This window comes from Massilia sp. HP4 (assembly GCF_005222695.1).
Lineage (GTDB): Bacteria > Pseudomonadota > Gammaproteobacteria > Burkholderiales > Burkholderiaceae_D > Telluria.
The window spans coordinates 90,390-112,056 of the sequence record NZ_STGG01000006.1; the positions used below are offsets into that span (position 1 = coordinate 90,390).

A 21,667-nucleotide genomic window follows, 5' to 3' on the forward strand; every position below is an offset into this window, starting at 1 on the left:
GAGCAATGCATTCTCACGCAATGTCACATTTCACCTTGCATCGAGCTGCTGGTCGCTCCTCATTCAACCAGGGACACCATGAAAATCACCGACCTCAAGATTGGAATCCGGCTTGGCGGCGCGTTCGCCGCCGTCCTCGCCCTCGTGGCCCTCATGCTGATCATTGCACTATGGCAGCTGAGCCGCATCGCCGATGCCAAGACCGTGATGGCGGATGCTTCGACCAGCGTCAATCTCGCCCAGCAGTGGCTGCGCGGTACCGAGGGCAATGCGGTGCGCACGCGTGCCAAGGCCACGACCGTCGATCCGGCCGAGGAAGCGTATTACGACGCCGAGATGAAGAAAGCGAGTGCAGGCATCAGCAAGACCCAGAAAGAACTCGAGGCGATGGTGGGCACCGGCAAGGGACGCGAACTGATGGACGCGGTTGCCAGCCAGCGCAGCCGCTACACGGGCTTGCGCGACCAGGGCTTCAAGCGCAAGGCGGCGCTGGGCGCGGCCGATCCCGAGGTCCAGGCCTTCTTCAGGGATAAGGTAATGCCGGAGGTCGACAAATATGTCGCCACGGTGCAGGCGGTGGTGGTCTATGAAGAGACGCTGTTCCTTGAGGCGAACGCCAACATCGACGCGCTCAACGCGGCGGCCAGGCAGATCCTGATCGTGCTCGGCGTAGCCGCAATGGCAGCGGGCGCCGTGTTCGGCTGGCTGCTCACGCGCAGCATCACGCGGCCGCTGGGCCACGCGGTGAGCGTGGCACAGCGCGTGGCCACGGGTGACCTGAGCGCCCGGATCGAGGTGCGCTCGCGCGATGAAGTCGGCGCGCTGATGGCATCGCTGCATGCCATGAACGCAAGCCTGCTCAAGACCGTCACCGAAGTGCGCGCCGGTACCGAGACCATCGTCACCGCCTCGCAGCAGATCGCCACCGGCAACCTCGACCTCTCCTCGCGCACCGAGGAGCAGGCCAGCTCGCTGGAAGAAACCGCATCGTCGATGGAAGAACTGACCAGCACCGTGCGCCAGAACGCCGACAACGCGCTCCAGGCCAATGTGCTGGCCAGGCACGCTTCGCAGATCGCCGCCCACGGCGGCGAAGTCGTGTCGCAGGTGGTGGCCACCATGGCCTCGATCAACGAGTCGTCGAAGAAGATCGGCGACATCATCGCCGTCATCGACGGCATCGCCTTCCAGACCAATATCCTGGCGCTGAACGCGGCGGTCGAGGCGGCGCGCGCCGGCGAACAGGGCCGCGGCTTCGCCGTAGTGGCGAGCGAAGTGCGCAACCTGGCCCAGCGCTCGGCCGGCGCAGCCAAGGAGATCCGCGCCCTGATCACCGACTCGGTGGCCAAGGTCGACGCCGGTGGACGCCTGGTCGACGATGCCGGCGCGACCATGCAAGAGATCGTGCAGGGCATCACGCGCGTGACCGACATCATGTCCGAGATCGCCTCGGCCAGCGCCGAGCAGACGGTCGGCATCGAGCAGATCAACGAAGCCATCACGCAGATGGACAGCGTCACCCAGCAGAACGCGGCGCTGGTGGAAGAAGCGGCCGCCGCCGCGAGTTCGCTGGAGAGTCAGGCAGCGGGACTGGCGCGGCTGGTGAGTGTGTTCAAGGTCGACGATGGCGCGCCTAGCGGCTCGCGTAGTACCGACTTAGTTCAGCAATCTCGCGGTCGTTCAGCGCCTGCACCGCATTACGCATTTGCCGGTTGATGTCGTTGTTGCGCCGCCCGTCGCGAAACGCGGTCAGCTGTTCGCGCAGGTAGATTTCGGACAGCCCTTCCAGCACCGGCGTGGCCGGACGTTCGGCGTGCGGGCTGTGGCAGGACGAGCAGGCGCCGATGGCGCGCATCGGGTCGCCGTTGCGCACCAGGCGCGGCGTGCCGGTGTCCGACGGTTCCACCGCCGCGATGCGCTCGCGCTCGAGCGAGGCGTAATAGGCGGCCAGGTCGCGCATGTCCCGGTCGCTCAGGTTCGCCACCAGCGGCTGCATGATGGCGCTCGGGCGATGACCAGAGGCGAAGTCGCGCAGCTGCTTGTAGGTGCCGGACGCCGGCTGGCCGGCCAGGTGTGGCGTGCCGGCGGGGCTGGTGCCGCGCGCGCCATGGCACATGGTGCAGCTCATCGCCAGGGTGGCGCCGTTGCCGACCGAGGCCGTGTCGTGCTCTCCCATCATGGTGGCGCTGACGATCACGCCGCTCGGATTGCGCTGGCCGGGGCCGGGCAGCCCGGCGCCCTGGAATGGGGCCGGCGCGCCGGCGGCGCTGCAGATCGCATCCCACAGGCTCGCCAGCGTCGCCTGCGCATGCGCGCGCGGCAGCCAGACGAAGGCCACCATCGCCCCCAGCAGCGCAACGCCCGCCACCGCGCCGACGCTCCAGGCGAACCAGCCGTTGCGCAGCGAGAAGACCTTGTCGTCGCTCATGGCCGCCCCCCTACCGGCACCGCCGGCACCGAGGTCTGCTCCAGCACCATCAACTGGCTGATCGGATAGCCGTAGTTCACCACCGACAGCCCCACCATCAACGCCAGCCACAGCGCGTAGCCGTTCAGCGCCGCCGGCATGCGGCCGCCCTCGTGCACCGCCCTGGCGAAGGTAAACGCGGGCAGCGTGATGGGCGCGCTGCGGTGGCCGCGCAGCAGGACCAGGATGAACATCAGCCCCGATGCCACCAGGACCAGGCCGCCAAAGAAGGTGATGATCACCGTGACCGCCTGCGCCGTGAGCGCTGGATGGCTGTAGTCGAAATACGCCATCCGGCGCGGCATGCCGAGGATGCCGACCACGTGCCAGGGGAAGGTCAGCACGATCATGCCGATGAACCAGGTCCACAATTGCGCGCGCATCAGGCGCCCCGACGCCAAGCAGCGGCCGGTCAGGTGCGGCCACAGGTCGTAGGCCAGGGCGAAGTACATGATCACGATGGCACCGCCGAAGATCAGGTGGAAGTGGCCGGTGATCCACTGCGTATTGTGGACGGCGAAATCGAGCTGGTAGCTCATATTGATCAAGCCACCCGCGCCACCGAAGCCGAGCAGGATGAAAGAGAACGCCACCGCCAGCATCATCGGGTTCTGCCACGGCAGTTTCTTGAGCCAGCCGAAGGGGCCCATGCCGCCGCGCAGGCGGCCCGCGATTTCGACCGAGGCCGTGATGGTGAAGATGGTCAAGAAGGTGGGGATCGACACCATGGCCGTGAACACGGCGTGCATGAACTTGACGCCCGATCCCACCTGTGGATCCTGGAACAGGTGGTGGATCCCGATCGGCATCGAGAACACGAGGAACAGCACGAAGGAGATGCGCGCCATCTTGTCGCTGTAGAGGCGCCCGCCGATGGCGCGCGGCACCAGCGTATAGAAGGCGATATAGGCCGGCATCAGCCAGAAATAGACGATCGCGTGCAAGGTCCACGAGAAGAACACGCGCGCCAGGCCCGCGTCGATGGTGTGCCTGAACCCCAGCGCCACCGGCAGGATCTGGAACAGGATCTCGATCGCGGCGCCGAGCGAGGTCCAGGCCCACAGGTAGGCGCCGGCCAGGTTGGCGAACATCGGCAGCGGCACCGTGGCGCCGGGATTGGCCTTGCGCCACACGACCAGGTTCACCGACATCAGGCCGACCCAGATCCAGGAACCCACGACCACCAGCACCACGCCGATGTAATAGAAGGGATTGCCGATCAGCGGCGGATAGAAGGTATACAGCACGGTGGCCAGGCCCATCGACACCGGGACCATGGCGGTCACGGTGCCCAGCACCACCAGCCAGAAGCCGAGCCAGGCCCAGCGCCGGCCGACGATCGCCTGCCTGAGCGAGAGTTCGACGATGGCATAGCCGAAACCCATCGCCACCAGGGTCGGGAACACATAGCCCATGGCCGTGCCGTGGGCGGTGACGGCGCGATAGTACAGCTCGGGGTTGCCGATCCAGTCGCGCAGCGGGCTGCGGATATACATCTGCCATTCGCCCAGCAGCAGGGCCAGGAAGAAGGCGGCGAAGGCGACCCAGAAATGGGCCAGCACCAGGCGCTTCGAATCGGCGCTATGCACAGCTGGCCCTCCTGCCGCCGGCGGCCTGGCGCGCGAATTCCTGCTTGTCGACGATCTTCACCCTGGCCCACATGGCGGCGTGGCCGACGCCGCAGTACTCGTGGCAGGGCATGACGTGCTCGCCGGTTTCCTCGAAGCGGGCGCGGAAGTTCGAGATATAGCCAGGCACCAGCATCACATTGACATTGCCGGCCGCGATCGAGAAGCCGTGCACCACGTCGGCCGCCGTGCCGCGGATATGGACCGGGGTGTCGCTTGGCACCAGCAGGCAGGTCGGGGTAAAGGAATACTGGTTGGCCAGCACGCGCAGGGTGACGCTGCCGTCCGGCTCGAGCGTCGAGCCCAGGTTGGCCTCGACGAATTCGCCCGACAGGTGCAGGGTGCCGGGATCGATGGTCTCGGTCCGCACCGGCGGCATCGCCGCCCAGTGCACGCTCATCCAGACCAGCATCCCGAGCAGGAACACGATGATGGCGCCGACCAGCCAGGCCCAGCGCGCCTCCGCGGCATGGGCGACCGCGTCGACGTCGACCGGTTGGGGAGCGTGCTCCATCTACCGCCCTCCCCGCGCGACGTAGACCAGCAGGTAGAAGGCCAGCCACATGGCCATCACGATCGCCACCGCCAGGCCGGCCACGGCGAAGGCGCCGCCCGGTCCCCTGGCGACGACCGCCTCCACGCGCTGCTGATTGGCGCTGACATCGTCTTCCGGCGCTTCCTGGATCATGTCCGTCCTCCTGTTTTCGAATCAAGCCGTGCTATTCGACGGTGGCCGCGCGCAGCGCGCTCACCTCGCCCGCCGCGACCGGCGTGCCGCGGTTGCCCCAGGCGGTGCGGATATACGTGACCACCGCCGCCACGTCGCCGTCCGACATCGCATGCGCGAACGGCGGCATCCCGTATGGCATCGGATTGCGGCGGGTGCCCGGCGGGTAGCCGCCGTTGAGCACCATGCGGATCGGATTGACGCTGGACGTCATCGTGATCGACTGGTTGTCCTTCAGCGGCGGATAGTGAGGCGGCATCCCGCGCCCGTCGCCGCCATGGCAGCTGGCGCAATGAAGGTCATAGACGCGCTTGCCCTGGGCATGCATCTGGCCGATATTGGCGCGCGCCGGGGCGCTGGCCGGATCGGCATTCACCGGCCGGTCGGCGGGCAGGCTTTTCAGGTAGACCGCCATCGCACGCACATCGGCGTCCGTCATGTGCTGCAGGCTGTTATAGGTCACCTCGGCCATCGGGCCATACACGGTGCCGCGCTGCGAGACGCCTTTTTGCAGCAGGTCGACGATGTCCTGGATCTCCCAGGTGCCCAGGCCGGCCTCCTTGTTCGAGGTGAGCGATGGGGCGTACCAGTTCTGCATCGGGATCAGGCCGCCCTGGAATTCGCGCGCTGAGGAGGAGCCGCCCAGCGCATTGATCGGCGTGTGGCACATCGCGCAGTGGCCCAGGCCCTGCACCAGGTAGGCGCCGCGGTTCCATTCGACCGACTTGCCCTTGTCCGGCACGTACTCGCCTTCCTTGAAATACAGCGTGCGCCAGCCAACCAGCAGCGAGCGGTTGTTGTAGGGGAAGCGCAGCTCGTGCTTGCGCGAAGCCTGGCGAACCGCCGGCACCGAGCGCAGATAGGCGTAGATGGCGTCGGAATCCGCGCGCGTGACCTTGGTGAAGCTGGCGAAGGGCATGGCGGGATACAGCAGGTCGCCGTTCTTGGCGCGGCCGGTGCGCATCATCCTGAAGAAGTCGTCGGCGCTCCAGCTGCCGATGCCGGTCTTGATGTCGGGCGTGATGTTCGGCGCGTACAGGGTGCCGAACGGGGTCGGCATGGCGCGGTTGCCGGCGAAGATGTTCCCGGCCGGGACTGTGTGGCAGGCGATGCAGTCGCCGGCCTGGGCCAGGTATTTGCCGCGCTCGATGAGCGCTTGCTGGCTCTCCCTGGCTGGCGCTTTCTGCGCCGCGGCGGGCGCCATCGCACCGGCCAGGAGCGCCAACGCAAGCAAGTGCGCGAGCGCGGCGCGGATCAGGACATGCAGGCGCTTCATGGGCGGCCTCCGGCGGTATGCGCCTGGCTGCCGCAAGCCAGCGGCAGCTTGGCCGGCCCCGCCTTCGCCGGCCGTGTCTTGCTCACCGGGAGCGAGGCCAGGTAGGCGGAAACGGCGGCCACTTCGGGCTCGGTGAGGCTGGACGAGATCACCTGCATGCAGTCCGGCGCCAGCGCGGTGCGCACGCCGTAGCGCCAGGCGCCCAGCTGGGCGCTGACATAATCGGCGCGCAGGCCGAGCAGGCCCGGGATGCCCGGCTCGCGTCCGGCCAGGTCGACGCCATGGCAGGCGGTACAGGCCGGGATGCGGCGGCCGGGAACGCCGCCGGTGGCGATGCGGTGGCCATCCACCACCAGCGCCGCCGGCGCCGGCGCCGGCGCCGCGGCGACCGCCAGCGGCGGCGGATCCTGGACGGCGAACCAGTCCGCCATCTGGCGCAGGTAGGCGTCCGGCAGGTAGGCCAGCAGGTAGTTCATCGGCACGTACTTGCGGCGGCCGTCGCGAAAGGCCACCAACTGGTGGTACAGGTAGCCGGCAGGTTTGCCGGCCAGGCGCGGGAAGTAGACGTTCTCGACGCCGCGGCCGGCCACGCCGTGGCAGCCGGTGCAGGCGGCGACGCGCGCCTCCATGGTGTCGGGCACACGCGGCGGCGCGGCCGGCGCGGCGCGTTCCTGGGCCACGGCGGCCAGCTGCAATCCGGCCCCGGCCAACAATACGACGACTACACGTTCGAGAGGTTTCAATCCGACCCTCCTACCAAACATCGACGCAGGCAACGCCGCCGGGACGCATCCCGGCGCTGATATTTGTTATGAAGGATAAAACACTTGTTTTTCGCGCGCTCCACCCATAAGGCAGACCGTCAGGCCGGTTTCAGGCAGGATGCCAGCCAGCGCGCCGGCCCGCGATGCAGGTTGGCGCGCTCGCCCGGGTCGCGCAGGAACGAGGCCAGCACCCGCTCGAACAAGGCCAGGCTGTCGCGATAGCGCTGCTGGCGCATCACGCCCGGTTTCTTGAGGAATTTGAGGACGAAGTAGTCGGCCAGCAGGTCGCCCTGGGCTTCCATATTGAAGTCGGCCAGGGTGGCGTCTTCGTGCAGGGTATAGCCATACGAGAGGCCAATGCGGAAGGCTCCGCGCAGGCGCACCGGATAGCCCAGCTGGTGCTGCCAGACGTGCGCCATCTCGTGCATGAACCAGTGGATCGCGGGCGGATCGCCGCGCGCATAATCGGGCAGGAAGCAGGATGAGTGGAAATAGATGCTGCCATTTGGCGTCATCGCGCAGTTACGCGGCTGGAACGGCATATAACGCCGGTTGTACACACGTACCCGGCGGTAATCGATGGCGTCGCCGAACAGCAGCAACGCCATCGCGGTTTCGCCCTCGCTGAGAGGGCGGAAGCGCGATCGCTTCATGCGATCCTGCGGATGCCTGAACGCGACGCTCAGGCGCGCAGCGCAGCCGCCGCCTTCGCCAGCTCGGTGATGCGGCCCCAGTCGCCGGCCGCGATCGCATCCTTCGGCGTCAGCCACGAGCCGCCCACGCAAGCCACGTTCTTGCAGGCCAGGAAAGCAGGCGCGGTCTCGATCGAGATGCCGCCGGTCGGGCAGAAGGTCACGTCCGGCAGCGGGCCGCCGATTGCGTTGAGCATGCCGACACCACCCGCCGGCACCGCCGGGAACAGCTTCAATTGCCTGAATCCCTGCTCGCGCGCCGCCATCACTTCGGATGGCGTCATCACGCCTGGCAGCAACGGCAGGCCGCTGGACTTTGCGGCGTCGATCAGCGACTGGGTCAGGCCCGGCGAGACGCCGAACACGGCGCCCGCATCGCGCGAGGCGGCGAATTCTTCGGGCTGGGTCAGGGTGCCGACGCCGACGATGGCGCCTTCGACCTGGCTCATGGCGCGGATCGCTCCCAGGCCATGCTCGGTGCGCAGGGTTACTTCCAGCACACGGATGCCGCCCGCCACCAGCGCCCTGGCCAAGGGCACGGCGTGGTCTGGGTCGTCGATGGCGATGACGGGGATGACGCTCGCCGAGCGCATGATCTCAAGTAGGGTCATTGGTTGGCTCACTTATTCGTCCTGAAAAGATGGTCTTCGTCGGAACCGGGGATGATGTCACCGGCATCAATACCTTCGTGCAGCGGCACGACGGTCTGTTTCGGCGACGGCAGCGGGAAGGTGGCAGCACCCTCCTCTGCCGCGCTGATCGAGTTGCGGAACATGGCGAACAATTCGCGGCCCATGCCGATGTGGCTGGACGTGAGATCGGCCGTGGCCTGCTTGCGCTGGGCCCAGACGTCGTCCGCGACCAGCGCCTGCATGGTGCCGGTGTTGGCGTCGACGCGGATCATATCGCCGTCGCGCACCAGGCCCAGCGGGCCGCCGGCCAGGATCTCGGGCGACACGTGGATCGCCGCCGGCACCTTGCCCGAGGCGCCCGACATGCGGCCGTCGGTCACCATCGCCACCTTGTAGCCGGCATCCTGCAGGTTGGCCAGCGCCGGGGTCAGCGCGTGCAGTTCCGGCATGCCGTTGGCGCGCGGGCCCTGGAACCGGACCACGGCCACGAAGTCGCGGTTCAGCTTGCCGTCTTTGTAGGCGTGCATGAAGTCTTCTTGCGAATCGAAGGTCAGCGCCGGCGCTTCCACCGAGTAATGCTCTTTCTTGACCGCCGAAACTTTCATGACGGCGCGGCCCAGGTTGCCCTTGACCAGCACCATGCCGCCGTTGTTGTTGAACGGGTTCGTGGCAGGGCGCAGCACGTTCTCGTCGCCGCTCACTGCCGTGGCGTCCCGGAACACGACCTTGCCGTCTTCGCCCAGGAAGGGCTCTTTACAGTGGTTGCGCAGGCCGTGGCCGAGGATGGTGTTGACGTCGTCGTGGGCCAGGCCGGCGTCGAGCAGTTCGCGGATCACGAAGCCCGGGCCGCCAGCGGCCTGGAAGTGGTTGACGTCGGCGTCGCCGTTCGGATAGATGCGGGTCAGCAGCGGCACCACCTTCGACATTTCGTCGAAATCGTTCCAGTCGATCACGATGCCGGCCGCGCGCGCGATCGCCACCAGGTGCAGCGTGTGGTTGGTGGAGCCGCCGGTGGCGTGCAGCGCGGCGATGGCGTTGACGATGCTCTTCTCGTCGACGATGTGGCCGATCGGCATATAGCTGCCGCGCTGCTGGGAAATCTCGACCGCGCGGTGGGCGGCGGCGGCGGTGAGCGCGTCGCGCAGCGGCGTGCCGGGCGTGATGAAGGCCGATCCCGGCAAGTGCAGGCCCATGACTTCCATCAGCATCTGATTGCTGTTGGCGGTGCCGTAGAAAGTACAGGTGCCGGCGCCGTGGTAAGAGGCCGATTCGCCTTCGAGCAGCTCTTCGCGGGTGGCTTCGCCCTTGGCGTAGCGCTGGCGGATAGCGGCTTTCTCTTTATTGGAGATCCCGGTGGTCATCGGGCCGCCCGGCACGAAGATGCCGGGGATGTGGCCGAAGTGCAGCGCGCCGATGAGCAGGCCCGGCACGATCTTGTCGCAGATGCCCAGGTACAGGGCGGCGTCGAACATATTGTGCGACAGGCCGACCGCGGTCGCCATGGCGATGGCGTCGCGCGAGAACAGCGACAGCTCCATGCCCGGCTGGCCCTGGGTCACGCCATCGCACATGGCCGGCACGCCGCTGGCGAACTGGGCCACGGCGCCGACTTCGCGCACGGCTTCCTTGATCACTTTCGGGAAATACTCGAAAGGTTGGTGTGCCGACAGCATGTCGTTATAGGAAGAAACGATCGCGACCGAGGGTTCCTTGACCTCGCGCAGCTTGAGCTTGTCGTTGGCCGGGAAAGCGGCGAAGCCGTGGGCCAGGTTGGTGCACGACAGGGCGCCGCGCTGCACGCCCTTGATGCGCGCCGCCTCGAGATGTTCGAGATAGGCCGCGCGCGACTTCTTGCTGCGCTGGATGATACGCTGGGTAACCTGTTCGACTACGGGGTGGAGCGCCATGTTCGTTCCTTCCTGAATTTAGTATCTGAAATTTTACTACAGATTAGCTCGCTGCGCTCATTCACCGCATTCTTCTCTATGAGGATGAGCGATCCCGGTGGCACGGAACGATGGGGAGAAAAATCGGGCAAGTGAGGTTCGCGCTATTTTTTGTAGTGAATTTACGCGCAGATGCTTGTATTATTCGATAATCTGCTATTGACAACATTGTGCCACGCACCCGGACCCCATGCGCCAGCCTCCTTTGACCAGTACCGCCAGCTTCCAAGCCCTTGCCCAACACGCCGATACCGCCAGGACCTGGCAGATGCGCGACCTGTTCGCCGCCGACCCGGACCGCTTCGAGCGCTATTCCGACGAGGCCGCGGGCCTGTTCCTAGACTATTCAAAAAATCGCCTCGACGGGCGCACGCTTGAACTGCTCGTCCAGGTGGCGCGCGAGCGTGGACTCGAGGCGCGCCGCGACGCGATGTTCGCCGGCGAAAAGATCAACAATACCGAGGGTCGCGCGGTGCTGCACACCGCCCTGCGCGCCCCGCGCGGCGCGCAGCTGACGGTCGACGGCCAGGACGTGAACGCCGACGTACACGCCGTGCTCGACCGCGTGAAGACCTTCACCGACGCCGTGCGCAGCGGCGAATGGCTGGGCCATACCGGCAAGCCGATCACGGATATCGTGAATATCGGCATTGGCGGCTCGGACCTCGGCCCCAAGATGGTGGTGCTGGCCCTGCGCCACTACGCCCATCCGCGCCTCTCCATGCACTTCGTGTCGAACGTCGACGGCCATGACATGGACGCCGCCCTGGCGAAGGTCGATCCCGAGACCACGCTGTTCATCGTCGCCTCCAAGACGTTCACCACGGCCGAGACCATGATGAACGCACAGACCGCGCGCGCCTGGTTCCTGCAGAGCGCCCCCGAGGAAGCGCTGGCGAAACACTTCGTCGCCGTCTCGACCAATACCGAGGCAATCAAGACCTTCGGCATCGACCCGGCCAATATGTTCCCGTTCTGGGACTGGGTCGGCGGCCGTTATTCGGTGTGGTCGGCGATCGGCCTGCCGGTCGCGCTGGCCGTGGGCTTCGGCTACTTCAAGGACTTCCTGGCCGGCGCCCATGAGCTCGACGAGCACTTCCGCACCGCCCCACTGGAGCAGAACCTGCCGACCCTGCTCGCCCTGGTCGGCTTCTGGAATCGCCAGTTCCTGGATTGCCCATCGGTCTCGATCGCGCCTTACCACCAGGACCTGAACCGCTTCCCGGCCTATCTGCAGCAGCTTGACATGGAGAGCAACGGCAAGCGCGTGACGCGCGACGGAGAAGCCGTGGACACCCCGACCTGCCCGGCGATCTGGGGCGAGTGCGGCACCAATGGCCAGCACGCCTACTTCCAGCTGCTGCATCAGGGCACCGACGTGACGCCGATGGACTTCATCGCCGCCCTGCGTCCGGCCCACGAGATGGACAACCACCACACCGCCCTGCTGGCCAACTGCTTCGCCCAGTCCGAAGCCTTCATGAAGGGCAAGACGGCCGACGAAGTGCGCGCCGACCTGCAGGCCCAGGGCCTGTCACCAGAAGAAATCGAACGCCTGACGCCGCACAAGACCTTCCCGGGCAACCGCCCGAGCAACACGATCCTGATGGAGCGCCTGACGCCATCGACCCTGGGCGCCCTGATCGCGCTGTACGAGCACAAGACCTTCGTGCAGGGCGTGATCTGGGATGTCAACAGTTTCGACCAGTGGGGCGTTGAGTTAGGTAAAGTGCTAGCGAAGAAGATCGAAGCCGAGCTGGCGGGCGAACCTTCACCCGGCCAGCACGATAGCTCCACGAACGGCCTGATCGCTCGCGCCAAGGCTGCGTTCTGAAACCTTCAACCGACCTATTTGATCTATGGCAACGGAAAAATTTGAAGTAGTACACGATGCGCCGATGCTGGTCGGCGAGTCCGCCATCTGGCACGAAGTCGAGTCGGCGCTGTACTGGGTCGACATCGAGGGCCTGACCGTCAACCGCCTGCACGCGGCGAGCGGCAAGTTCACCTCATGGAAGATGGGCTCGAACCCGTCGGCGCTGGCGATCGACGACAACAACTGCCTGACCGTGGCCACCCGCCATGGCCTGCTGCGCCTGAACACGACCGACGGCTCGGAAAAGCCCGTCGCCGACGCGCCATACGATCCGAGCAAGGTGCGTTTCAACGACGGCCGCGTCGATCCGGCGGGCCGGTTCTGGATCGGCACCATGTACGAGCCGCGCGACCAGCCGGCCGCCGAGATGTATGTGCTGGACCAGGACCAGTTGCGCCGCGCCTGGAGCGGTGGCATGACCAACTCGAACGGCCTGGCCTGGAGCCTGGACGGCCGCACGATGTACCACGCCGACACCACCACGCACCGCATCGACTGCTACGACTACGACGTGGCGACCGGCGAGCAGAGCAACCGCCGCACGATCGTGACCTTCGCCAGCGACAAGTCGGCGCCGGACTACGGCGGCCGGCCGGACGGCGCCACGATCGACTCGGAAGGCATGTACTGGGTGGCGATGTTCGAAGGCGCGCGCATCCTGCGCATCGCGCCGAATGGCGAGATCGTGCGTGAAATCAGGCTGCCGGTGAAGTGCCCGACCTCGGTCGCCTTCGGCGGACCGGACCTGCGTACGCTGTACATCACCAGCGCCAGCCATGGCCGGCCGAAAGAGGAGCTGGAGCAGTATCCGCTCAGCGGCAAGGTGCTGGCATTGAAGGTGGACGTGGCGGGGCGCGAAGAGCCCGAGTACCGCATCTGAAGCTGTCGCTCCTGCCCCGCCCGGGGCGGGAGTGCTTACGCGCCTGGCCTGTTCATTCCGGTTTGCCTCCGGTGCTCATCTGTTCGAATACCCCGTCGCGCCTGATCCAGGCGTGAAACAGCGCCGCACCCAAGTGGGCCAGGATGGTAAAGAACAGCACATAGGCCAGCACCCCATGCAGCGGGCGCAAGAAGCCGTACAAGACTGGGCTGTGCGGCAGGATCGGCGGCAGGCGGACACCGCTGAACAACTCGACTGGATAGGCGCCCGCCGACAGCATGGCCCAACCAATGACCGGCATGGCGAACATCAGGCCATACAGGAGCCAGTGGGATGCGGTGGCGGCCATGGCCTGGATGCGCGGCAGGTCGGCCGGCAATGGCGGCGGCGGATGGCGCAGGCGGTTCGCCAGGCGCACGATCGCCAATAACAGGATCGCCAGCCCGAGCGGGCGATGCAGGTCGAGGAGCACCTCGCGGTGGCGCAGCGACACGACCATGGCGGCGCCGACGAAGAGCATGGTGAGGATCGCGACGGCCATCGACCAGTGCAGCACGCGGGCCAGCAGGTTGAAATGGGGTGGACGGTTCATTGCGCGCTCCCGATCCGGGCCTGGCCGCGGCTGATTTCACGCTCGCGGCGGTTGAACGATTCCGAATAGACCGCCGACCGTGCATGCAGCACCGGATCGTCGGTTGCCACGATCCCTTTCGGCAGGATCAGCGGATCGAAGTTCAGGTCGAAGCAAGGACCGCCGGCCTGTGCCTGGGCGCGCATCAAGGTCAGCGTACCGACCCTGGTCTCGGGCCGGGTATCCGGCCATGGTTTGGAAGGATCTTCGATCGGATCGCCGGGCGCGGCGAACTGCATCACCATGTCCCATTTCAGCGGCCCCTCGGCCAGGCGGCGGTCCAGGTCTTCGGCCAGGAAATCGCGGCCCGCATTCTTGAGCCGCTCGGGATCGGCAGCCACGAAGGGCGTGTACGGACGCATCGACCAGCGCACGGCGCGCTCCCTGCCCTGCCCATCGACGAGGCGGAATGCATTGACGCCGTTGAAACGCGTATTGGCCAGGCTGTCGGGCGTCGGCGCACTCTTCGACCATGCGATGAAGTTGGCGATCTCGGGGTGCTGCGCCAGCACCGCCTTCATCTTCTCGGGATCGGGCTTGCCGCTGGCTGGATCAGGCAGGCGGGCGAGATTCATGGCCTGGAATCCCTCGGGCGTGGACGAGGCAAAGAACGGGAAGCTGTTCATCGCCACGCGCCACTCCTGGCCATCGTCGGTTTTCAGCTGCAGGGCCATGCCGCGCACCGCGGCCTTGTTGTCGGGGGCATGGGGATCGTTGCCGGGATTGGAAAACCGGCCCAGCACCGGCGTCGATGCCTGCGCGAAGACGCGCGCGGTCGACAGTTGCGCTGCTGCGGGAGTCGGCTCGAAGGTGCCGACAATGCAGATGCCTTTGCTGTGCGCGCGGCGGAAACCCGGCTGGGGCGAACCCGATGCTTCGGCGGTATTGGCCATGGCCTGGGGCGTGACGCCCTTGCCACCGAACCAGCCGCCGATCCACGCGAAAGCCAGCACCAGCAAGGAGACGATCAGGACGATCGGGATCAGGAAAACGAGAGAGCCGCGTTGCGGCGTGGGTGTGGTCATGATGGGACTGCTTTCGTCGATAATCCGGCGGCCGATCGCGCCTGCACGGGCAGGCGCATTGTCGCATAAACAATAGACACCACCCCGCGCAATTCAGCGGCGCACCGACAGCCCGAATGCCAGGCTCAGGTCCGGCGTATCATGATTCCATCCACGCACGACCATCGCATCGACCTGGCAGTTCTTGTTGAGCAGCCAGCTCACACCGACGTCGACCTGGGCCTGGGCGCCGCCGTGCGATGCGGACGCGACCCGAGGTGCCGCCAGTTCCACGAATCCCTGCAAGCGTTCGGTGAGCTTTCTCCCCAGCGAAGCCGCCAGGACCGCGTAGCCGAACCGCGCGCCGCCATCGTCCACGTCGGCGCCCACGCCAGGTGTGACTGCCAGCGACCAGTCGTCCGATATCTCCCATTCCGCCGCCAGTTCCAGCCGCGGCAAGAGTCCCTTGCCGCGGAGCGCGGTGCTGCCGGTAGGCAGCGTCACACTGCCGATCAGCCCCAGCGACGGACGCTGGCCCTCGCCATCGGCAATATGCCATTTCAAGCCGATCGCGGTGGACTGCCAGCCCGCATTCGTGCTGCGCACGCCGGTCGCCGGCTCGAACGTTCGCGCGATGCTGCGGCCGTCGGTCTCGACGCGCAGTTCGGTCGTGTCGCCCAAGCCTATGCGCAGCAGTGTCGGCGTGCCCAGTGTGCGCACGTGCAGCGCCCCGTGGCGTTCGCGATCCCAGTTGGCGCCGATCTCGAGCTGCACGCGGCCCTGGCCGACCACCTGGCTCGAGGCCGTCACGCTCGGACGGTCGGGAATGATGGCATCGTCGTTCGCGGCATGGGCCGTTTGGGCGCCGCAAGCGAGTGCCAGCAGGGTTGCCAGGAGGCCGGGGAGGAGACGCACAAGGGGCGGTTGGGGTTTCATGGGATCGGACAGCAAAACCACAAGGATAACCTCAGTCTGCCGCGCGACGGCGGCCAGCGCCGCATGCCAGGCATGCCCATGCGCCTCAGCGCCCGCCTGGGCCCATCATCCGCGCCGAGTCGTAGCCGATCCTGACCGCACCCCAGTGCTTCCCCTGGAGCATGATGGGCATCGAGAGATCATTGATCACTTCACCCGTATCGCGCAAATACGTCTGCAGCAGGAACGGCTCGCGGTTCTTGGCCAGCCTGATCCCCACCGGATCGTCGAAGATCCGCTTGTTACGGCAATACACCAGATCATGCTCGCGCTGCCCGGTCGACGGCCGCGAGAACTTGGTGTTGTGGGTCGGCGCATAGCCGCGGTTATCGACCGCCAGCGCGTAGGCCGCGCCCGGCAAGTCGGTCAGCACGCGGTCGAACATCTGCTGCAGGTCGCGCTCCACCACGCGGTCGTACGAGGTGGTAAACCGCGGCGGATCGGATTGCGCAATCGGCCGGTACTGCTGGTCGAAGACATTCGCGCCGCCGGCCGCATGCCGCTCCAGGCAGGCCAGCACCTCGTCGCGCAGCGCGGTGGTGCTGTCCACCAGCGCGTCGAAGGCCGTGCCGCCGGTACGAAAGCCCGCCAGCACGCCCTGCAGCTCCTCGGTGGCGCCCCGCACCTCGTCCACCCGGCGCGAGGCATCCTGCATCGTGGCCTCGGAGCCCGACGCATTCTGCGCCACCTCTTCCACCTTCGCATTGATCTGCTGGTTGACGCCGTCGAGCGACTGCATCGCCGCCGCCATCTGGTCGACGGTGGCGGTCATGCGCTCGAAGTCGGCCACGAAGGCCGTCAGGTGGCTGGCCGCGCTGCCGGCCTCGCGCGCCGACACGTTCACGCCATCGAGGATGCCGGCGGTGGCGCCCGAGGTCGACGTCACGAGTTCGCGCATCGCGCCGCTGGCGGTCGCGATCTTGACCGCTTCGGCATTGACCACCTGCGACAGGCGCCGCACTTCGGAGGCGACCACCGCGAAGCCGCGCCCGGCCGGGCCGGCGCGCGCCGCCTCGATCGCGGCATTGATCGCCAGCAGATTGGTCTGGTTGGCGACGTTCTCGATCACGGTGCCGAACTCGCCGATCTCGCGCAGGTGGCCGACCAGCTGGGTCACGGTGGCGGAAAACCCCTGCACCTGTTCTTCGATGAGCCGCATGCGCCGTTCGAGGCTTGCCAGTTCTTCCATCGATTCGCGCGCCGCCGCCAGGTTGCGCTGGGCGGTGTCGGCGATGCGCAGGGTGCCGGCATTGACGTCGGCCGACAGCGCGGCCACCTCGCGCGCGCTGGCCGCCAGCGCATCGGCCGCCGCGTGCTGGCGCGCCGCCTGGGCCTGGGCCTGGTCGACTTCCTTGCGCAGGCGCGCGGCGTTGATCGCCGTGCGGATGCTGCCGTCGCGCGCCTTGACCACCAGCGTGCGAACATTGCCGGACAGAGAGCGCCCCTTGAAAGGCGCGGCGACCTGCCGCACCACACGACCGATATTACGCAACCACTGCATGTCCCCTCCATCCACAGCGCCGATTGGCTGCGATCTTTATTTGAGGAAACTATAGTCTGAATCGATTCCGCTGTCATGCCTCTCGGGAATAGGCCCGCATGCTGTTGATACGGCGCGACAGCGCGCATTGTCACTTGCGTTCAGGCGCGATGCATGCGTAGCCAGGCCCCGACATCGACCGTCGGGATGCCGCGCGCCACGTTATAGGTCTGTTCCTTGTCCCACCACATGCCGTCGCCGCGCGCAAAAGCGATGCGGTAGGCCGCCATGCCATCGGCAGGATTGGCGGCGAGGTCAAACGCCAACCGTGCATCGGTCAGCAGTTCGCGCTGCACCGCGCGCCCGGTCACGGCATCGACGACGTCTGCCAGCTGGCCGTAGGACACCGTGTCGCTGGCCAGGTAGACCACCCGGTTGGCGATCGGCGGCTGCTCGAACAGGATGGCGGCCACGCAGCGGCCGATGTCGTCGGGCGTGGTGACGGTCACCCGGGTGTCCCAGCTGCCCAGGCCGCGCACGATCCCCGCTTCCAGGTCGACCAGGCCGAAGGCCGGCTCGAACAGGAAGCTGGTGAACATGCCGGTCGAGACGATGATCCAGTCGGTCGCCTGCTGCGCCCGCAGCATACCCCGCACCTCGAACTGCTCGTCGAAGACCGGCTGGCCGCTGCCCTTGCCAACGATGTCGTAGTCCACGCCGAACTGCCATGGAATGTAGCGCCGCACGCCGGCATCGAGCACCGCCCGGGTCAGCCTGCGCTGCGTTCCCGGCCCCGCAACGAAACCGGTGTAGCCGATCACGGTATCGAAACGGCGCAGCAGCGCCACCAGGTCGGCGCTGTCGCGCGTGGCAAGATCGAATGCCAGCAGGCCAACCCCCAGCGCGCGCAGTTCGTCATGGGCCTGCACCTGGGCCGGCGTCGGCGCCGCCAGCGCGCGTGGCGAGACCAGCGCGACCAGCGCAATGCCAGCGTCCCTGCAGCGTGGCGCCAGGTGGCGCAGGACGGCCATGCCGAGTTCGCCGGCGCCAAGCACCAGCATGCCGCCGTCCTGCGCGATCGAGGTCGATTGATTCATTTTCTTGACATCCTTGCTGTGGAAAGCGTCCAGTATAGAAATGCGGCTTCGCTGGCATAAGCCGTCGGCGCCTGGTTTCAGAATTGCGATAAATGGGATAATCGTGGTTCGACGGTGCAGCGCAGGAGGACGACCTTGGACAAGCTACGGGCAATGCAGATCTTTTCTCGCGTGGTCGAGGCGCGCAGCTTTGCCGGCGCCGCCCGCAGCCTGTCGCTGCCGCGCTCCACCGTCAGCCGCTCGATCCAGGAGCTCGAAGCGGCGCTGGGCGCGAGCCTGCTGCAGAGAACGACGCGCACCCTGCGCCTGACGCCGAACGGCAGCCTGTATTACGACCACTGCCAGCGCATCCTGCGCGACATCGAAGGCATCGAGGACATCCTGTCCGAGGGCGCCGCCAGTCCACGCGGATTGCTGCGGGTGGACATGACGGCGTCCTTCGCGCGGGCGCTCGTGATACCGGCCCTGCACGACTTTCGGGCGCGCTATCCGGACATCGACCTGTCGCTGACGCTGGACGACCGGCCGGTGGAACTGATCCAGGAAGGCGTCGATTGCGCGGTCCGCGCGGGCACGCCGGAGGCCCTTTCGCTGCTGGTCGCGCGCAGGATCGGCAGCTTCGACTGGATCACCTGCGCCGCGCCCGGCTACCTGCGGCGCCATCCCGCGCCGTGCACGCCGGACGACCTGGTGCGCCACGAGATCGTCGGATTCCAGTCGGGCCGCAACGGCCGCGCAGGCGGCTGGACCTTCGATGTGGACGGCGAACCGCGCACGATCGAAGCCGGCGCGCGGCTCACGCTGAACGAGACCGACGCCTACCTGGCCTGCGGCCTGGAGGGCCTGGGGCTGATCCGGATCGCCAGCTACCTGGCTGCCCCGCACCTGCGCGCCGGCCGCCTGGTCAGCGTCCTGGCCGGCTACCAGGGCGAGCCGGTGCCCCTGTCGCTGGTGTATCCTCAAAACCGGCACCTGTCGTCGGCGGTGCGTGCCTTCGCCGATTGGCTCGGCGAGCTGTATCGCGCACGCGAGCCGGGCTGGCAGCCGGCCGGATGGGGCGCCCGCGCCCCGGCGCCGGCGGATATGGCACCATAGGCCTGTCGCCGAAAAAAACGTAGTAGATTTTCTTGATTGAAGAGTATTTATGTAGTAAATTTACACAAATATTTTCTCCCACGCAGAACCTACCGATCATGGCCCTTTCCGATTTCGACCTCGTTTTCTTTGGCGGCAGCGGCGACCTTGCGATGCGCAAGCTGCTGCCCGCGATGTACTCGCGCGACGTCTGCAACGACCTGCCTGAAAGCAGCCGCATCATCTGCGTGGGCCGCGACGAGGCGACGCAAGAGGAATTTTTGCGCATGGTCGAGACCAATTCGAAGCCACACATCAAGGACGGCCCGGATGAAGCGAGCTGGGAGCGCTTTTTGCAGCGCATCACGTATGTCGCGCTGAACGCGACCGACGTCTCGACCTACCAGGCCCTGGTCGAGGCCCTGCGCGACGATCCATCGCTCACCCGCGTCTACTACCTCGCCACGCCGCCGCAGCTGTTCGCCCGGATCTGCGACAACTTGGCCAAGACCGGCCTGGCCACGCCGAATTCGCGCGTGGTGCTCGAGAAGCCCCTGGGCCGCGACCTGGCCTCGGCCAAGCAGATCAACCTCGACGTCGGCAAGGTGTTCGCCGAGTCGCAGATTTATCGCATCGACCACTACCTGGGCAAGGAGACCGTGCAGAACCTGCTGGCGCTACGCTTCGGGAACATCCTGTTCGAGCCGCTGTGGCGCCGCGAATGGATCTCGGACGTGCAGATCACGATCGCCGAGAAGATCGGCGTCGGCAACCGCCTGGGCTACTACGACAACTCCGGCGCGCTGCGCGACATGCTGCAGAACCACCTGCTGCAGCTGCTGTGCATCGTGGCGATGGAGCCGCCCGCGTCGATCGCACCGGACGCCGTGCGCGACGCCAAGCTGCAGGTATTGAGGTCGTTAAAGCGGTTTACCCCGACCACGCTGTCGCAGAACATCATCCGCGGCCAGTACCGCGCCGGTTATATCGACGGCCAGCCGGTGCCGGGCTACCGCGAGGAACCCGATGCGCCCAAGAGCTCGCGCACCGAGACCTTCGTTGCGATGAAGGCCGAGATCGACACCTGGCGCTGGGCCGGCGTGCCGTTCTACCTGCGCACCGGCAAGCGCATGGCCGACCGCCTGGCCGAGATCGTGGTGCGTTTCAAGCCGATCCCGCATTCGATCTTCAACCAGCCGACGTCGAGCTTCCAGCCCAACAGCCTGGTGATCCGCCTGCAGCCGGACGAAGGCCTGTCGATGAACCTGATGGCCAAGACGCCGGGCGATTCGATGCGCCTGAAGCAGGCCGAGCTCGAACTCGATTTCCGCGAGCAGTTCAAGGCGCCGCGCATGGAGGCCTATGAACGCCTGCTGCTCGACGTGCTGCGCGGCCAGCTGACCCTGTTCATGCGCGGCGACGAACTCGAAGCGGCCTGGGAGTGGGTCGAGCCGATCCTCGAGCACTGGGAACAGGACGACAGCGCGCCCGCGCCCTACACCTCGGGCACCTGGGGCCCGGCCTCGGCCAGCGCCCTGATCGGCCGCGACGGCCTGCAGTGGCGCGAAGAAGCGCTGCCGGAAGACTAACGCCCGAGACCTATCTATGCTGCTCGACTCGATCCGCACCCAGCTCGACTCGCTCTCCAAATCGGAGCGCAAGGTGGCGCTCGCGGTGCTGGCCGCGCCTTCCGCGACCGTGAGCCAGAACATCACCGCCCTGGCGCGCAACGCGGGGGTGTCGGAACCGACCGTGGTGCGCTTTTGCCGCACGCTCGGCTACGACGGCTGGCACGAGTTCAAGCTCAAGCTGGCGCAAGGCCTGGCGCTGGCGCTACCCGGCGCCAGCGAGGCGCCGCACCAGGACGACCTGGCGTCGGACCTGATCAACAAGATCTGCAGCCGCTCGATCAACACCCTGCTCGACCTGCGCAACAACCTCAAGCCCGAGCTGGTCCAGCAGGCGCTCGAGATCCTGGCGCGCGCCAACAAGATCGAGTTCTACGGCCAGGGCACGTCCGGCTTCGTGGCCGCCGACGCCCAGCACAAGTTCTTCCGCTCGGGCGTGCCGACGGTGGCGTATACCGATCCGGCGATCCACTCGATCGCGGCAGCCCTGCTGCGCGAAGGCGATGCGGTGGTGGCGATCTCGCAGCGCGGCAACAACCCGGCGCTGACGCGTTCGGCCAAGCTGGCCAAGGCCGGCGGCGCCGACGTGATCGTGCTGGCGCCATCGGGCACGCCGCTGGCCGAGATGGCGACGCTGCTGATCCCGATCGACCTGGTGTTCGCGACCGATCCCTATACCCCGATCTCGGCGCGCCTGGCCTACCTGGTCGTGATCGACGTGCTGGCGGTGGGCCTGGCCCTGCGCCGCGGGCCGGAATTTCGCAAGAAGATGCAGAACGCGCAGAAGGCGCTGCAAGAATTCGACATGCAGTTCGATTCCTTCATCGGCTGATCCCGCGCTGCGGCAAGCAGCCCATTTGGTCTAGAATGGGCGGTTACCGACGCTTGCC

The 21,667-nt window shown here is 66.7% G+C and carries 20 protein-coding genes; 6 read left to right on the top strand and 14 right to left on the bottom strand.

Going from position 1 to position 21,667, the window contains the following annotated elements:
* The first annotated feature begins 78 nt into the window (after positions 1-78).
* Complete coding sequence (locus E8M83_RS01715; RefSeq protein ID WP_137171669.1) at positions 79-1,716, top strand: methyl-accepting chemotaxis protein; 1,638 nt, start codon at positions 79-81, stop codon at positions 1,714-1,716.
* Here the strand turns inward: E8M83_RS01715 and E8M83_RS01720 are convergent.
* The 9 genes from E8M83_RS01720 to edd form a co-directional block, all read right to left on the bottom strand.
* Positions 1,634-2,428, bottom strand: a complete 795-nt coding sequence (locus E8M83_RS01720) for a c-type cytochrome (protein ID WP_137171670.1) — start codon at positions 2,426-2,428, stop codon at positions 1,634-1,636. The two genes, E8M83_RS01715 and E8M83_RS01720, sit on opposite strands and share 83 nt — an antisense overlap.
* Positions 2,425-4,029 carry a cbb3-type cytochrome c oxidase subunit I gene (locus E8M83_RS01725; protein ID WP_170976655.1) on the bottom strand — a complete coding sequence of 535 codons (1,605 nt, stop codon included), beginning with the start codon at positions 4,027-4,029 and terminating at the stop codon, positions 2,425-2,427. The genes E8M83_RS01720 and E8M83_RS01725 overlap by 4 nt, the downstream gene beginning before the upstream one ends.
* A gap of 19 nt (positions 4,030-4,048) precedes the next feature.
* Positions 4,049-4,609, bottom strand: a complete 561-nt coding sequence (locus tag E8M83_RS01730; protein WP_137171672.1) for a cytochrome C oxidase subunit II — start codon at positions 4,607-4,609, stop codon at positions 4,049-4,051.
* On the bottom strand, positions 4,610-4,783 hold the full coding sequence (locus tag E8M83_RS25845; protein ID WP_170976652.1) for a hypothetical protein: 174 nt from the start codon (positions 4,781-4,783) through the stop codon (positions 4,610-4,612).
* 31 nt (positions 4,784-4,814) lie between these two features.
* Positions 4,815-6,098: a cytochrome c gene (locus tag E8M83_RS01735; protein WP_137171673.1), complete on the bottom strand. Its 1,284-nt coding sequence runs from the start codon at positions 6,096-6,098 to the stop codon at positions 4,815-4,817.
* Complete coding sequence (locus E8M83_RS01740; RefSeq protein ID WP_170976653.1) at positions 6,095-6,862, bottom strand: c-type cytochrome; 768 nt, start codon at positions 6,860-6,862, stop codon at positions 6,095-6,097. The genes E8M83_RS01735 and E8M83_RS01740 overlap by 4 nt, the downstream gene beginning before the upstream one ends.
* Positions 6,863-6,960: 98 nt before the next feature.
* Positions 6,961-7,515, bottom strand: coding sequence for a Rhs element Vgr protein (locus E8M83_RS01745; protein ID WP_206077409.1), 555 nt, complete (start codon positions 7,513-7,515; stop codon positions 6,961-6,963).
* 29 nt (positions 7,516-7,544) lie between these two features.
* On the bottom strand, positions 7,545-8,165 hold the full coding sequence (eda, locus tag E8M83_RS01750; protein WP_137171710.1) for a bifunctional 4-hydroxy-2-oxoglutarate aldolase/2-dehydro-3-deoxy-phosphogluconate aldolase: 621 nt from the start codon (positions 8,163-8,165) through the stop codon (positions 7,545-7,547).
* 8 nt (positions 8,166-8,173) lie between these two features.
* Positions 8,174-10,093: a phosphogluconate dehydratase gene (edd, locus tag E8M83_RS01755; RefSeq protein ID WP_137171674.1), complete on the bottom strand. Its 1,920-nt coding sequence runs from the start codon at positions 10,091-10,093 to the stop codon at positions 8,174-8,176.
* A 229-nt stretch (positions 10,094-10,322) separates the two neighbouring features.
* Between edd and pgi the strand changes: the two genes are divergently transcribed.
* Together pgi and E8M83_RS01765 are read left to right on the top strand one after the other, a co-directional pair.
* Positions 10,323-11,966 (top strand): glucose-6-phosphate isomerase, encoded by a 1,644-nt coding sequence (gene pgi / locus E8M83_RS01760; RefSeq protein ID WP_137171675.1) that lies wholly within the window; start codon positions 10,323-10,325, stop codon positions 11,964-11,966.
* 25 nt (positions 11,967-11,991) lie between these two features.
* Positions 11,992-12,888 (top strand): SMP-30/gluconolactonase/LRE family protein, encoded by an 897-nt coding sequence (locus E8M83_RS01765; protein WP_229491382.1) that lies wholly within the window; start codon positions 11,992-11,994, stop codon positions 12,886-12,888.
* Positions 12,889-12,940: 52 nt separating this feature from the next.
* Here E8M83_RS01765 and E8M83_RS01770 read toward each other — a convergent pair whose 3' ends face one another.
* The 5 genes from E8M83_RS01770 to E8M83_RS01790 form a co-directional block, all read right to left on the bottom strand.
* The gene (locus E8M83_RS01770) at positions 12,941-13,480 is read right to left on the bottom strand and encodes a cytochrome b (protein WP_137171676.1); all 540 of its coding nucleotides are present in this window, start codon (positions 13,478-13,480) and stop codon (positions 12,941-12,943) included.
* A complete protein-coding gene (locus E8M83_RS01775; RefSeq protein ID WP_137171677.1) occupies positions 13,477-14,544 on the bottom strand; it encodes a catalase family peroxidase in 1,068 nt (355 codons plus the stop codon). Before E8M83_RS01775 ends, E8M83_RS01770 begins: the two co-directional genes overlap by 4 nt.
* Before the next feature lie 93 nt (positions 14,545-14,637).
* Positions 14,638-15,438, bottom strand: a complete 801-nt coding sequence (locus E8M83_RS01780; RefSeq protein WP_170976654.1) for a transporter — start codon at positions 15,436-15,438, stop codon at positions 14,638-14,640.
* A gap of 106 nt (positions 15,439-15,544) precedes the next feature.
* On the bottom strand, positions 15,545-16,999 hold the full coding sequence (locus E8M83_RS01785; protein WP_137171679.1) for a methyl-accepting chemotaxis protein: 1,455 nt from the start codon (positions 16,997-16,999) through the stop codon (positions 15,545-15,547).
* A gap of 140 nt (positions 17,000-17,139) precedes the next feature.
* The gene (locus E8M83_RS01790; protein ID WP_137171680.1) at positions 17,140-18,075 is read right to left on the bottom strand and encodes an aromatic alcohol reductase; all 936 of its coding nucleotides are present in this window, start codon (positions 18,073-18,075) and stop codon (positions 17,140-17,142) included.
* Between the two features lie 153 nt (positions 18,076-18,228).
* On the opposite strand from E8M83_RS01790, the gene E8M83_RS01795 reads away from it, so the two are divergent.
* From E8M83_RS01795 to E8M83_RS01805, 3 genes are all read left to right on the top strand, one after another.
* Positions 18,229-19,170 carry a LysR family transcriptional regulator gene (locus E8M83_RS01795; RefSeq protein WP_137171681.1) on the top strand — a complete coding sequence of 314 codons (942 nt, stop codon included), beginning with the start codon at positions 18,229-18,231 and terminating at the stop codon, positions 19,168-19,170.
* A 98-nt stretch (positions 19,171-19,268) separates the two neighbouring features.
* Positions 19,269-20,738, top strand: a complete 1,470-nt coding sequence (gene zwf / locus E8M83_RS01800; RefSeq protein WP_137171682.1) for a glucose-6-phosphate dehydrogenase — start codon at positions 19,269-19,271, stop codon at positions 20,736-20,738.
* A 16-nt stretch (positions 20,739-20,754) separates the two neighbouring features.
* Complete coding sequence (locus E8M83_RS01805; protein WP_137171683.1) at positions 20,755-21,609, top strand: SIS domain-containing protein; 855 nt, start codon at positions 20,755-20,757, stop codon at positions 21,607-21,609.
* The last annotated feature ends 58 nt before the right edge of the window (positions 21,610-21,667 follow it).